Here is a 14191-nt window from a genome sequence, read left to right as displayed (position 1 = left end):
TAAAACAACCCAAACATTATTGTAATATTGTTATTCAATATATTAGCGGGACAGCTTTGCGGCTGTCTCTTTTTATATTCTATAAATTAAAAACAGGCACAAGTATTGATGTTTCACACAAGTCCCGATTTAAATAGTGTAAAAGATATGTTCAAGAAATTATATTTAATGCTGGCATTAGCAACCGCGTTTGCGTGTAATGCAGCCCCAGCCAAAGTAAATTACAAACATGCAGGCCCTAATGACCTGCAGCCCGATGAGCAGCAAAGTGTTGTTTTAAAATATGTGTACACTTTGGTTTCTGACTATAACTACAAAAAAGTACCGTTAAATGATTCGGTATCGGCTATCATATATGACCGTTATATCAAAAAGCTTGATGAGAACCATAACTACCTGTTAGCATCAGATATTAAGGAGTTTGACCAGTTTAAAACTACTTTTGATGATGACATTAAAGCCGGTAACCTGGCCAATGTATTTTATATTTTCAACGTGTTTCAAAAGCGTTATAACGAGTATGTTAATTTTTCGGTAACGCAATTGGGCAAAACATTTGACTTCGCCCAGAATGATACCTACACATACGATCGTGATAAATTGCCTTGGGCAGCATCAGAAACCGACCTGCATAACGTTTGGGCACAACGTGTAAAATACGATCTGCTTAACCTTAAGCTTACCGGTAAAGAACTTGCCGCTAATAAAGAGACTTTAAAGAAGCGTTATACCAACATCCTTTCGCAGTCCAACAAGCTGTCTAACCAGGACGTGTTCCAGGCGTTTATGGATTCTTTTACTGAGGCTATAGATCCGCATACCAACTACTTTAACCCATCTAACGCGGCTAACTTTAATATTGACATGTCGCGCTCTTTAGAGGGTATCGGCGCATCGCTATTGATAGAGAACGAATATGTAACCATTAAAAACGTTACCCCCGGCGGCCCTGCCGATAAAAGCAAATTGGTTAATGCCGATGACCGCATTGTTGGTGTAGCACAAGGCAAAACCGGCGAGTTTCAGGACATTGTAGGCTGGAGGATAGATAACGCAATCGCGCTGATCCGTGGCCCTAAAGGCACAACTGTAAGGTTGCAGTTATTAGCTAAAGGCAGCGCCGTTACCGCTAAGCCAAGGGTGATAGAACTGGTACGCGAAAAGATCATTTTACAGGATATCTCTGCCAAAAAAGAGATCCGCACGTACAATCAAAATGGTAAAACTGTTAAGATAGGTGTTATATCTATCCCTGCATTTTATCTTGATTTTGCAGATTATAAAGCAGGTAACCCTAATTACAAAAGCACCACCCGTGATGTTAAGCTGATATTAGATACCCTGAAACGTGAAAATGTTGACGGTGTGGTAATTGACCTTCGCCAAAATGGTGGCGGCTCTTTAATGGAGGCTGTTGAGCTTACCGGCCTATTCATCAAAACCGGCCCTGTAGTACAAGTACGCGATGCGCGTAACAAGGTAGAGGTTGATAAAGATGATGACCCTGCTATTGCCTACGCAGGCCCGTTAGCCATATTGGTTGACCGCTTTAGCGCCTCGGCATCAGAGATCTTCTCCGGCGCGATCCAGGATTATGGCCGTGGTTTGATCTTGGGTACACAAACCTATGGTAAAGGTTCGGTACAAAACGCTATCGATCTGGATAAGGTTATCACCCCATCATTAAAAGATAAATTATTGGCCGTTGCGGGTAAAACCAAAACTGTAGCTACCGGCAGCCAGAATAAATTTGGCCAGTTAAACTTAACCATCGCTAAATTCTACCGCATAAATGGTAACTCTACACAGCATAAAGGCGTATTGCCCGATGTTGATTTCCCGTCTGTTATACCTTTAGATAAATACGGTGAAGATACCGAGCCATCTGCAATGCCTTTTGATGTGATCGAGAAAAGCGATTACACTACCGTAGGTAATTTTGCTACCGTATTGCCGCAGCTTAAAAAATTGCATGAAGATCGTATGGCATCAAGCCAAAGCTACAAATACCTGTTACAGGATATTGAAGAATCTAAAAAGCAAGCTACTGAAACCAGCGTAACCCTAAACGAGGCGAAACTGAAAGAGCAACGCGATGCCGATGAGAAAAAAGCGTTTGAGCATAATAACGAACGCAGGGTAGCCTTAGGTTTGCCGGCACTAAAAAAAGGCCAGGTAAAACCTAAAAAGGAGGATATGGATTTCTTACAAAAAGAGGCCGGACAGGTACTAACAGATTACCTTACTTTGGGCAGCAAGTTAACTACCGTTAAACCGGCGGGCACAAACTAATACTTAGCACACTGAGATATGACAGGCGCGATGATTATCGCGCCTGTTTTTTTTGCCCTGTTTTTTATAACGGGCGAGCCAAATAGTCATCAGTACAAACTCAAACTAATTTCAACGCCATAGGTTATTATACTAACCATGGCTAAACCACTGCTTGAATTTACGGATAGGGGCATCTACTGCGAACAGGGCCGATTTTACATCGACCCCTGGAAACCTGTGGACGATGCCGTGATCACCCACGCCCATGCAGACCATGCCTACTTTGGGCATAAGAACTATTTAGCGCACCACCTGTCGCGCGAGGTGATGCTTTACCGCTTAGGTGATATTAACCTGCGCACTATCGAGTACGGCGAAACGGTTGTTAAACATGGCGTAAGTATTTCCATGTTTCCGGCGGGCCATGTAATTGGCTCCGCGCAGATCAGGATTGAATACAAGGGCGTTATTTGGGTAGTATCAGGCGATTATAAGACGGATGATGATGGTATCTCTACCCCTTTCGAGCCGGTTAAATGCCATCACTTTATATCTGAGTGTACCTTCGGGATGCCGGTTTATTCCTGGAAACCACAGTCAGAAATCTTTAGTGAAGTAAATAACTGGTGGCGTAGCAATGTCGAAAATGGCGTAGCTACGGTAATAGTTGGCTACTCGTTAGGTAAAGCCCAGCGCATCCTGCAAAACCTTGATCTAAGCATTGGCAAGGTGTACACCCACGGCGTTATCGAAAACACGAACGAAGCCCTGCGCCGTAATGGCGTGATATTAAACCCAACGGAACGTATCACTTTAGAATCATCAAAAGAAGAAGTGAGGAAAGGTATCATCATTGCCCCGCCGTCATCTGTAGGTACGCCGTGGATGCGCAAGTTTGGGCCATATAGTTTTGGTTATTGCAGCGGCTGGATGGCTATCCGTGGTGCCAAACGCCGCCGTGCGGCCGACCGCGGTTTCATCATGTCTGACCATGCCGATTGGAACGGCCTGGTTAGCGCTATTGATGCTACCGATTGCGAATGCGTTTACCTAACTCACGGTTACACGGCATCGTTCACCAGGTATTTAAACGAAATAGGCTTCAACGCCAGCGAGGTGCATACGCTGTATGGTGGTGAGGAGGAAGATGCGGAAGCCTACACCCAACCTCCCCCGAAAGGGGAGGAGCTTGCTATAGCTCAAGACATTCAAAAAGTCTCCCCTATCGGGGGAGATTTAGAGGGGGCTTCATCATGAAAGCATTTGCACAACTATTCCTTTCTTTAGACGAGACCAACAAAACCAACGAAAAAGTTAAGGTACTGAAGGACTATTTTACCAACGTACCCGATACCGATAAAATGCATATGCTTGCCCTGTTTACCGGCAGGCGACCAAAGCGGCCCATCAATTCTACACTTATCCGCAATTGGGCTATCGAGGCGTCAAACATCCCGCGATGGTTATTTGAAGAAAGTTACCAGGTGGTTGGCGACCTTGCCGAAACCATGTCATTACTGATGCCCGAAAGCGAAAACAGCAGCAGCAAGACTTTAACGGAATGGATAGCCGAGATAAATGCCATCGGCAGTAAAAACGAAGAAGAAAAGAAACTTTGGCTGATAACATCATGGGCGATGCTGGACAGGCAGGAGCGCTTTGTGTTTAATAAATTGCTTACGGGCAGTTTCCGGATTGGCGTTTCAAATAACCTGGTAGTGAAAGCCCTGGCTGATATTACCGGGATAGAAGCTCCTGCCCTTACCCATCGAATTATGGGCAGCTGGATGCCGGAAGATTATACCTACGACCAGCTGATAGAGGAACAAAACGCGGCCGATAACATCTCGCGCCCATATCCTTTCTTTTTGGCATACCCTATTCAGGAAACATCCGAAAAGCGTAAGTCGGCAGAGGATGTTGGCAACGCCCTTGGCGATGCCGCCGACTGGCAGGCCGAGTGGAAATGGGACGGCATCCGTGCGCAAATGATAAAACGCGGCGGCCAGATCTTTATATGGAGCCGTGGCGAGGACCTGGCTACCGAGAAATTCCCCGAGCTGCATGATTTTTTGAATGCACTGCCTGACGGCACCGTGCTTGATGGCGAGATCCTGAGTTTTCAGAATGGGTTACCCATGTCGTTCAGCGTGTTGCAAACCCGTATCGGGCGTAAAAACCTGAGTAAAAAGATCCTGACCGATAGCCCTGTTGCTACCATAGTTTACGATTGCCTGGAATATGCGGGCGAAGATATCCGCACTAAAACTCAATCGGAGAGGCGTGAGATATTGGAAAAGATACAAGCCGCAACCGAATTTCCCGAAGTATTCCGCATTTCATCGCTCATCAAATTTGATAGCTGGGAAGAACTGGAAAAAACAAGGGAACAATCCCGTGCGATGATAGCCGAAGGCATTATGCTGAAACGCAAAAGCGCTACCTACCAGGTTGGCCGCCGCAGAGGCGATTGGTGGAAATGGAAAATAGATCCGCTATCTGTTGATGCCGTCATGATCTACGCACAAAAGGGCCACGGCCGCCGCGCCGATCTTTACACCGATTATACCTTTGCCGTTTGGGATGGCGATAAATTGGTACCGTTTGCCAAGGCCTACAGCGGCCTTACCGATGCCGAGATAAACAAAGTAGATTACTTCGTTAAACGCAACACTTTAGAAAAATTTGGCCCGGTACGCACCGTAAAGCCAGAATTGGTTTTCGAGATAGGTTTCGAAGGGATCAATAAGTCAAGCAGGCATAAATCGGGCATAGCCCTACGGTTCCCCAGAATTTTGCGCTGGCGCCATGATAAACCTAAAGAGGAAGCCGATACATTAGAAAGTTTAAAGGATCTGTTAGGCGAGCATGGAGGATAAGAATATAGCGTGCGCTATAAAAACATACCATTGCGATTCCCTAACGCGTCATTGCGAGGTACGAAGCAATCTCTTTAGGACGACTCTACATCTTGCATCAACGAATAGCTCAAAGAGATTGCCACGTCGCTATCGCTCCTCGCAAAGACGCGCGCATCTGCACATCTCCTACATATCTATCAGCAAACTCTCTCCAAACTTTTGCGAAACGGTTTTATGCTCGTTGCCATTAATACTGATCACTAATGAACTATCAAACGGAATTTTCTCTATCAGCTGAATTTTTGTACCAATATTAATATCCAGTTTTACCAGGTATTGTAAAAACTGGCTGGTGGTATCTTTTACCGCCACAACAAGGCAACTGCCGCCGGTTTTAACATCGGCAAGGGTAGTAGAAAAACGCTTGGCCATTTTCCCATTGGCTTTGGGTATCGGGTCACCGTGCGGGTCATACTCCGGGAAACCAAGGAACTTATCCAGCCTATCTGCTAAGGTAGCGTCTTTAATATGCTCCAGCTCTTCTGCTATATCGTGGATCTCGTCCCAATGGTAACCCAGTTTCTCTAACAAAAACACTTCCCATAAACGATGGCGGCGCACTATTAAAGTTGCATCTTTTTGCCCTTGCGGGGTTAGTTCTACACCCTTCTTTTTATCATAAGATATCAATTGCTTATCGGTTAGCTTACGGATCATATCCACCACCGATGCCGGGTTGTTACCAAGCGACTCCGCAATGGCAGTAGGGGTTATCTTTTGCCCTTTGTCCTGCCAAAGGCGGTAAATACATTTCAGGTAATTTTCTTCGGATAGCGTATGCATAGTTGTTATTATGACGTTACTAATACCTGAACGAAAAGCCCAGGAAATATATTTTGTCGGAGCTTTGCTTAAGCCCGATATTTACCCCCGCGTCAATATTCAGGTTACCGGTTACAGAAAATATCAACCCGCCATTGGCAAAGGTCTCGGCCTTTTTGGCGAAAACATTATAGGTGACAACCCCTTCTACAAAAGCGCTAAGTTTTTCCGAGAGCTCCCGGCCAAAAGTAAAGGAATAAAGGTATTCGGGATGAAAATGGCTATCGTCCTCTTTGGCAACATTCACTGCCACCTGCGAGCCAAAATTCCATTCCTCGCCCAGCGATAGCGCGAATGGGAACACTATCCCATACTGCATCCCATTGTTTGCAAAAGCCGAGGTTGGCAATACAACATAGGGCAACGCTGCCAGCGCCGTTTTGCCTCCATGGTGGCCCCATATATTATATTTAAACCGCACGGAGATATCGTCAATGCCCGATGTTTTGTTTGTTATTTTACCGGAGGCAATGTCGCGCACGGTGATGGTTGTGTACGTTGGTATCACCATTTGAATGTCCGACCGCTCGGTTAACCCCAATTTATAGTTGGCCAGGTTATACGTATTTTGGATGCTTTGTACGCCGTCACTTTTGTTCCGCACATGCCTTAACAAGTCGCTCTCCACCTGGAAATGCCCGGCCGCTACCGAATAGGCGCTTTCCGTAACATCTGGACGGTCGGTTTCCATATCCTTCATTTTTTCTCGGGGCACGGGGTTAAACAAGGTGTACTTGTGCTTTAGGGTATCTGTTTGCCCGTAGGCGACAGATACAAAAGTTGTTAGCATGATTATCAGGCAGATGGGGCGCATATCCATTCAACAAACGTAATAATTAATTAGCACAAACAAAATAATAAAATTAGGCAAGACTAATTTACCGTCTTGTTTAAAACTATCCGTTTGATTTCTGCTTAAAGAGTGACAACTTCGCATTCCCGGTAATCAGTGTAATCTTCTGAATCGGTGAAATCAAATCAAATGGAATCATACAATATAAAAATAGCGCAGGAGCTTTCTGTTGGCAGCAAGCAGGTGAGCGCAACTATTGCTTTACTTGACGAGGGCGCAACCGTTCCTTTTATTTCCCGTTACCGTAAAGAGGTTACCGGCAGCTTAGATGAAGTGCAGGTAGCCGCCATCCGCGACCGTGTGCTGCAATTGCGCGAACTTGATAAACGCCGCGAGGCCATCCTTAAATCCCTTACAGACCTGGGCAAGTTTACCCCCGAGTTGGAGAAAGAGATTAACGCTGCCGAAACGATGGTACGGTTAGAAGATATTTACTTGCCGTATCGCCCAAAACGTAAAACACGCGCAACTGCCGCCCGCGAAAAAGGCTTACAGCCATTGGCCGATGTTATCCTCGCCCAAAAAAGCATCGACCCGGAATTGGAAGCCGTTAAATTTATTGACGATGAAAAAGGCGTAGCAACCGCTGGCGAGGCATTGGCCGGTGCCCGCGACATTATTGCCGAACACATCAGCGAACACGCGGAAACAAGGGCCAAGATGCGCCAATTATTTACGGAAAAAGGCGTTTTCGAGTCGAAAGTTGCCCCGGGAAAAGAGCAGGAAGGCATCAAATACAAAGATTATTTTGAGTGGACGGAGCCTGTTAAGTCGGCACCATCTCACCGCATCCTGGCCATGCGCCGCGGCGAGAAAGAAGAGATCCTTTACCTGGATATCAAACCAACCGAAGAGGATGCCGTAGCTTTATTAGAGCGCGAATTTATTTCCTCGCGCAATGCTGCCGCCACTCAAGTTGGGCTGGCTATTGCAGATGGTTACAAGCGTTTGCTTAAACCATCTATGGAAACGGAGATCCGCCTGTTGACAAAAAAGAAGGCCGACGAAGAAGCCATCCGTGTATTTGCCGAGAATGCCCGCCAGCTATTATTAGGGGCGCCCCTTGGTCAAAAACGGATCATGGCAATCGATCCTGGTTTCCGCACAGGCTGTAAACTGGTTTGTTTAGATGAACAGGGCAAACTGTTAGAGAACACGGCCATTTACCCGCATACCGGAGCAGGCCAGGCAAAAGAGGCCGAAAAAACCGTTCAACATTTATTTGAAAGATATAACATTGAAGCTATTGCGATAGGGAACGGCACCGCCGGCCGCGAAACCGAATTATTTGTGCGCAACCTTAACCTGCAGGGTGCAACCATTGTAATGGTGAATGAAAGCGGCGCGTCTATCTATTCTGCATCGGACGTAGCCCGTGAGGAATTCCCGGATAAAGATATTACTGTAAGAGGCGCCGTATCTATCGGTCGCCGTTTGATGGACCCGCTGGCAGAATTGGTAAAGATCGACCCAAAATCGATAGGTGTTGGCCAATACCAGCACGATGTGGACCAGAACAAACTGCAAACTTCACTTGATGATACCGTAATGAGCTGTGTAAACGCGGTTGGTGTGGAACTGAACACGGCATCGAAACAGATATTGGCGTATGTATCCGGCCTTGGTCCGCAACTGGCGCAAAACATTGTGGAATATCGTAACCAAAATGGCGCCTTTAAACGCCGCGACCAACTGAAAAAAGTTGCCCGCCTGGGCGATAAAGCATACGAGCAGGCGGCAGGCTTTTTACGCATCCGCGGAGCGGAAAACCCTTTGGATAGCAGTTCTGTTCACCCGGAGCGTTACACACTGGTTGAGCAAATGGCTAAAGACCTGAAATGCAGCGTGCAGGACCTAATGCGCGACAGCACCCTGCGCAAATCTATCCCGCTGCAAAAATACATTTCAGATACGGTAGGTTTGCCTACATTAAACGATATCATAGCCGAGCTTGCCAAACCAGGTCGCGACCCACGCGAACAGTTCGAAGCATTTAGCTTTACCGACGGCGTTAACGCTATCGGCGACCTAAAATTAGGCATGAAACTACCGGGTATCGTAACCAACATCACCAATTTTGGGGCATTTGTAGATATAGGCGTTCACCAGGATGGTTTGGTACATTTGAGCCAGATAACCAATCACTTTATAAAAGACCCTAACGAGGTTTTAAAGGTGCACCAAAAGGTAGAGGTAACCGTGACAGATGTGGATGTAAGCCGCAAGCGCATTGCCCTAAGCATGAAGGAGAACGAAAAACGCGAAGCCCCTGCACCAAGGCCTCAACCGCAAAAATCTGTTCAAAAAACTTTTACCCCAAAGCCAAAACCCGAGCCGGAACCAGAGATGGATATGATGAGTAAACTGGCCGCTTTGAAAAATAAGTTTAAGTAGCAGGAAAGGATACCCTCTTGTGAGCGATGGCGCGACACCGGGCTGTTTTTTATAAATCAAAAAAGTGGTGACAGCGTTTTGTCAGTAGGCGGAATTTACAAATTGATTGATTATTAGCAAGTTACAAAAACTTGTTCACGTTCACGGCCGTGAACGTGAACAAGGAATGTGAAATATGTTACTTTTTAGCCGGCACCGCTTTAATACCTTTGGCGCTTTTAGCGGCCTTTTTACTGCGCATTTTAAGGTTCAGCATTTCTACTAAAATAGAAAAAGCCATCGCGAAATAGATGTACCCTTTAGGGATATGTTGCTCAAATGCTTCGGCTAATAATGATACGCCTATTAGCAGCAAAAACGACAACGCCAGCATTTTAACCGTAGGGTGTTTGTTTACAAAGTTGGCCACCGCACTTGATGCCCACATCATAATGCCCACTGCAATTACAACTGCCGCAATCATGATCTCGACGTGCTTAGCCATACCTACGGCGGTAATAACAGAGTCTAAAGAGAACACGATATCCAATACCATTATCTGGAAGATAGTTGCCCAAAACGAATGCGGTTTAACATTATCCGCGCCTTCTTCCTCCCCCTCAATTTTTTGATGGATCTCGGCAGTGCTTTTATAGATCAGGAATAAACCTCCAATAATTAGGATCAGGTCGCGGCCGGATATAGACAGTTTCTCTACCCATTCCGGGTCGGTAACATTAAATATACCCGACAGGCTAAACAGCGGTGCGGTCAGCTTCATTACCCAGGTAATGGTAAGCAGCAATAATACACGGGTTATCATGGCCATGCCCAAGCCTACCTTGCGGCCGCGTTCTTGTTGGTTCTTTGGTAGTTTGTCTGATAATATAGAAATGAAGATAACGTTATCGATACCCAAAACGATCTCTAAAACAGTAAGTGTGATAAGCGATACCCACGCTTCCGGGTCGGTTAATATTTCCATGCAGGTATAAAATGTATGTCCTAAAAATAGCAAAACCCCTTCCGTTTATAGCAGGGGTCTAATATTTTATGACAGATGTAACAGTTTTTAGTAAAAACGTACGTCGGTGTAGCTCGCATTAATGGAAATTTTACTATCACTGTTGCTTTTGCCAATATAGCCTTTGTAGGTTTTTGTCGACGACCAGCCCCTATCCTCGTCTGTCGGGTTTTTAGAGGTCACCTTCATGTTATCGTCGTTATAATTAAAGCCTCCAAATTTGGTTACCACATCAAAATTGAAACTATCAGCGCCTTTGAAATCAAGTTTTATTTTGGTGAAAGAAGCGTTGATATTTAAGCTACGTACCGACCTGTCGATGGTGCCAATATTAAAGCCGTCACCATATTTAATATTGATATCCGCCGCAGTTTTTAACCTATCGGCACTAAAACCGGCGAAAGATATATTTGCGGTTACATTGCTTACCGTACCTGCTTTTACTTTACCATAGCCAACATCAAGCTTGCCCCCGTTAAAGGTTACAATGTTTGCATCGCCAAAGCGGATACGTATATCGTTATCATTAGCTAAAAGCTGCTGAGCGTTTAGCGTGCCGTATGATACATGCAGGGTTGCTTTACCATTAAGATCGGGCAGGGTAACATTACCAAATCTATTGGTAATGTCTACCGCATTACCGGCAGGCATATAAACGGTGTAGTTTATTTCCATGTGGTTGTTTCCATTACTGCCGTTGTTACGGGCAAGGTTGGTTTTAAATGACACTATTGAACCATTCTTGCTATCGCTGATGCCTGAACCGTTGATCATGTTCTTAACGTAATCCTCATCTTCCGACCCAAATTTCATTTGTACATCAACTTTAAATTCATTTTTGGCCCAGGTGTTTACTACTATCTTCCCAAAGCTGTTGCTTATCTGCAAAACATCATTGCCATTAACACTATAACTTTTACTGTAGTTTTTTACCTTTTCGATAACTTGCCCATTGGCGACTTTCTCATTGTACTCGTCGCTGTTAATATTGCTACTATTGCCGTAGCTTATACCATCGAAGTTTTTAAAGGCGCCCGAAAACTCCGGCGCCATTTCGCTAAAGCTGCCGGCGAAATTTTTACCGAAATCTTTAAAGTTGGTATTAAAGTTTTTATCAAAATCCTTGAAACTCTCTTTAAACGTTTTATTAAATCCTTTGAAACTTTTACCAAAATTCTTGTCGAAATCTTTAAAAGCGAAGGCCATATCTTTGTTCGCATTAAAGTTTTTCTGCTTCATTTTTTGTTCAAGCTGTTTCATTTTAACCTTAAGGTCGCCCATTTTTTTGTTGAACTGCTTAGCGTCAAACTTTGGGGTGGTTACCTCTGGTGCTTGCGGCGGGGCGGGCGGTTGCACAGGGGTTTCCTGGGCAAAGGCGGCTGTGCCAATGGTTACTATTGCAAAAGCAGTAAGTAACCTGTTAAATATTTTTGTTTTCATTTTCATGATCCTTTTTACTTTGGTTAAATTGTTCAATTACACTCAGTTGCTGATTAAGCACCTCCGTTTGTATTTGCAAGTTCCGGATCATTGCACGTAAAACACGCTCCTGGTTGGGGCTGGTTGCTAAATCAATATTTAGTTTTTTATAGTTGGCATCCATCTTTAAAAGCTCCGCGTTAAACTCATTATATAACTGCGGATCGAACTTGGCAACCAATTTTAACCGGGTACGTTTGCTTTCTATCATTGATGCATAGTGTACCTGTTGTTTGGCATAGGTTGGATTAATGTCGGCCAGGTCTATCCCTGCCGGCTTTTGATTTTTTAAATACAGGCCAAATCCTAAACCCATCACCACAATAACTGATGCGGCTACCTTTAGCACAAAGGCCAGCGAAAAAGTTTTTGCTTCGCGCTTTTTTGGCTGTTGTTCGTCCCAGGTATCCAATTCAAGGGCAATGTTGTTCCAGATGTCGCCGCGTGGCTCCAGGTCGTCAAATTCCGCCCTGTGGTCTTTCATAAAATCTTCTAACCGCTTGCTCATTTCTTAATTCCTTTTCTTATTAATATCTCGCTCAGTTTTCGCTTTGCCCTCAAAAACTGTGTTCTTGATGTATTTTCTGTTATGTTTAATACCTGCCCTATCTCTTCGTGATCGTAGCCCTCTAATAAATAAAGGGATAGAACAACACGGTAGCCTTCGGGCAATTCCTTCATGGCTTCTTTTATTTGGGCTACCTGGTATTGTACATCGTCATCATCCCAGGGCTCTTCATCGGCTACGTTTTCCAGGTGGCCGTCCTCTACCTCAACAAACGCTAACTTGCGTTTGCGTAAAAGGTTTATGGAGCGGTGAACCACAATTTGTTTAAGCCATAACCCGAAGGTGGTTTCCTGCCTAAAATCCTTCAGCTTATGAAAAGCATCCGTAAATGATTCCTGCAAAACATCTTCCGCCTCGGCAATGTTGCCCACTATCCTAAAGGCAACGTTCAACATCGCTTTAGCATATAGCTTGTACAACTCATAACAGGCTTTTTTACTGCCCTGCTTACACTCAACCACCAGGTTGTAATGTTTATCTACGTATACGGCTTCCAAATTATTGACAGGTTTCAGGTTAAATGACGCAGGGTATTTGGTAACGTTGCACAGAGGGATGAAAAAAAATGTCTGAACCCAAATTTTATGTGAATTAAAGAATTAATGGAATAATTATCCAAAATTCCTCCCTTCTGTTAATTCATAATTCGATTAATTCCGGTTCTGACCAATAAACGCATCCATAGCTTCAGTAGCTTTTGCGTACCTGTCTTCGCCGGTGCCTGATATAGTTATATAATTGGCGTTAAGGGCGTTTAATTCCTTTTGCCATATATCCATAAAATGCTCGCGCTTATGGGGGAAATCGCGCAGGGGGTCATCCTGCCAGGGTAGGTCGATATCTAAAAGTAAGTAAAGGTTATAAGGGTGTTTGGGCAACTCGTCAACAACCTCCTGCGGGGCTTTGCCGAAGATCTCGTCGCTCCAGATCTTTACGGTAATAAAAGTGGTATCGCAAATAAGCAGCTTGTTCGCACCGGGCAGTATTTCTGCCTCTAACGCCAGCTGCCCGTGAAACATATTGATCTCGTCCTGCCAGGTGGGCGGGGCGGTTAACTTTTCGCAATACCCGCGGGCGTACTCGGGCACCCACACGGTTTGGTAATGCTCCGCTAAAAATGCCGACATGGTAGATTTACCGGTAGATTCGGGGCCTACAATAGCTATCTTGATTATTTCGGGTTTACCCATGATTTAGATTTAAGAGTTGCTTTTTATATTCCTTTTTCCAATCTACGTACCCTACGGCCGCAATGATGATCAATATAAAAAACATAAAAGCCGTTATCTGTAAGTCTTTTTTAAAGTAGATAACAGTGTATATAATATCAACAAAAACCCAGATAAGCCAGTTTTGCAAAATTTTACGGGTTAAAAAAAACTGGGCTACAAAACTACATGCCGTGCAAAAGCTATCTATATAAGGATAAGCAGGCGGGCGGTAATTTAGTTTTTGCGTGAAGGTAATAAGTGTGTAACCAAGCACAGGGGTTAAAACCAGCACAAACAGCGCCGCGTAAAACATTTGCTTTTGGTTGATAGATACCACCGGCGTCTTTTTATCATCTACTTTAGGTAACCTACCCCAGTTGTACCAGCCATACATGCTGGTAATGCATAGGTAAACGTATTGTAGCATATCGGCGTAAAGTGCTGCCTTGTGATAAATGTAAATATATAAAACGGTGCTGATGATAGCGATGGGCCAGTTAAGGATATTATTCTTAGCCGCCAAATACACACATGCAAGCCCGGTTATAACCCCGGTGAGTTCTTGCCAGGTTTGATGCTGCCACCATTCTTGCAAGGTGTGGATGATTTGCATGGTGTAAATATAGAAAGCCCCCTCTAAATCTCCCCCGATAGGGGAGACTTTTA

At 44.7% G+C, this 14191-nt stretch carries 12 protein-coding genes; 4 read left to right on the top strand and 8 right to left on the bottom strand.

The window, feature by feature from the left end; genetic code table 11:
- The first annotated feature begins 147 nt into the window (after positions 1-147).
- From ACVW0P_RS12185 to ACVW0P_RS12175, 3 genes are all read left to right on the top strand, one after another.
- The gene (locus ACVW0P_RS12185) at positions 148-2292 is read left to right on the top strand and encodes a carboxy terminal-processing peptidase (RefSeq protein WP_354426817.1); all 2145 of its coding nucleotides are present in this window, start codon (positions 148-150) and stop codon (positions 2290-2292) included.
- Between the two features lie 138 nt (positions 2293-2430).
- On the top strand, positions 2431-3531 hold the full coding sequence (locus ACVW0P_RS12180) for a ligase-associated DNA damage response exonuclease (RefSeq protein WP_457132328.1): 1101 nt from the start codon (positions 2431-2433) through the stop codon (positions 3529-3531).
- Positions 3528-5153 carry an ATP-dependent DNA ligase gene (locus ACVW0P_RS12175; RefSeq protein WP_457132327.1) on the top strand — a complete coding sequence of 542 codons (1626 nt, stop codon included), beginning with the start codon at positions 3528-3530 and terminating at the stop codon, positions 5151-5153. The genes ACVW0P_RS12180 and ACVW0P_RS12175 overlap by 4 nt, the downstream gene beginning before the upstream one ends.
- A 168-nt stretch (positions 5154-5321) precedes the next feature.
- On the opposite strand, the gene ACVW0P_RS12170 is transcribed toward ACVW0P_RS12175, so the two are convergent.
- Both ACVW0P_RS12170 and ACVW0P_RS12165 read right to left on the bottom strand, forming a co-directional pair.
- Positions 5322-5978 carry a metal-dependent transcriptional regulator gene (locus tag ACVW0P_RS12170; protein ID WP_457132326.1) on the bottom strand — a complete coding sequence of 219 codons (657 nt, stop codon included), beginning with the start codon at positions 5976-5978 and terminating at the stop codon, positions 5322-5324.
- 19 nt (positions 5979-5997) lie between these two features.
- Positions 5998-6807, bottom strand: coding sequence for a transporter (locus ACVW0P_RS12165; protein WP_457132325.1), 810 nt, complete (start codon positions 6805-6807; stop codon positions 5998-6000).
- A gap of 192 nt (positions 6808-6999) precedes the next feature.
- Between ACVW0P_RS12165 and ACVW0P_RS12160 the strand changes: the two genes are divergently transcribed.
- Positions 7000-9264, top strand: a complete 2265-nt coding sequence (locus ACVW0P_RS12160; RefSeq protein ID WP_457132324.1) for a Tex family protein — start codon at positions 7000-7002, stop codon at positions 9262-9264.
- A 178-nt stretch (positions 9265-9442) separates the two neighbouring features.
- On the opposite strand, the gene ACVW0P_RS12155 is transcribed toward ACVW0P_RS12160, so the two are convergent.
- From ACVW0P_RS12155 to pnuC, 6 genes are all read right to left on the bottom strand, one after another.
- Positions 9443-10228, bottom strand: coding sequence for a TerC family protein (locus tag ACVW0P_RS12155; RefSeq protein WP_457132323.1), 786 nt, complete (start codon positions 10226-10228; stop codon positions 9443-9445).
- 87 nt (positions 10229-10315) lie between these two features.
- Positions 10316-11707 carry a hypothetical protein gene (locus ACVW0P_RS12150; protein WP_457132322.1) on the bottom strand — a complete coding sequence of 464 codons (1392 nt, stop codon included), beginning with the start codon at positions 11705-11707 and terminating at the stop codon, positions 10316-10318.
- The gene (locus ACVW0P_RS12145) at positions 11688-12254 is read right to left on the bottom strand and encodes a hypothetical protein (protein WP_457132321.1); all 567 of its coding nucleotides are present in this window, start codon (positions 12252-12254) and stop codon (positions 11688-11690) included. Before ACVW0P_RS12145 ends, ACVW0P_RS12150 begins: the two co-directional genes overlap by 20 nt.
- Positions 12251-12811 carry an RNA polymerase sigma factor gene (locus ACVW0P_RS12140; RefSeq protein WP_457132320.1) on the bottom strand — a complete coding sequence of 187 codons (561 nt, stop codon included), beginning with the start codon at positions 12809-12811 and terminating at the stop codon, positions 12251-12253. Before ACVW0P_RS12140 ends, ACVW0P_RS12145 begins: the two co-directional genes overlap by 4 nt.
- A gap of 153 nt (positions 12812-12964) precedes the next feature.
- Positions 12965-13504 carry an AAA family ATPase gene (locus ACVW0P_RS12135; RefSeq protein WP_457132319.1) on the bottom strand — a complete coding sequence of 180 codons (540 nt, stop codon included), beginning with the start codon at positions 13502-13504 and terminating at the stop codon, positions 12965-12967.
- The gene (gene pnuC / locus ACVW0P_RS12130; protein WP_457132318.1) at positions 13497-14138 is read right to left on the bottom strand and encodes a nicotinamide riboside transporter PnuC; all 642 of its coding nucleotides are present in this window, start codon (positions 14136-14138) and stop codon (positions 13497-13499) included. The genes ACVW0P_RS12135 and pnuC overlap by 8 nt, the downstream gene beginning before the upstream one ends.
- Positions 14139-14191 lie beyond the last annotated feature (53 nt).

Source organism: Mucilaginibacter sp. UYNi724, from assembly GCF_054057495.1.
The sequence above is the reverse complement of the archived record's forward strand: the minus strand, read 5'-3'. Positions and strand labels throughout refer to the sequence as shown.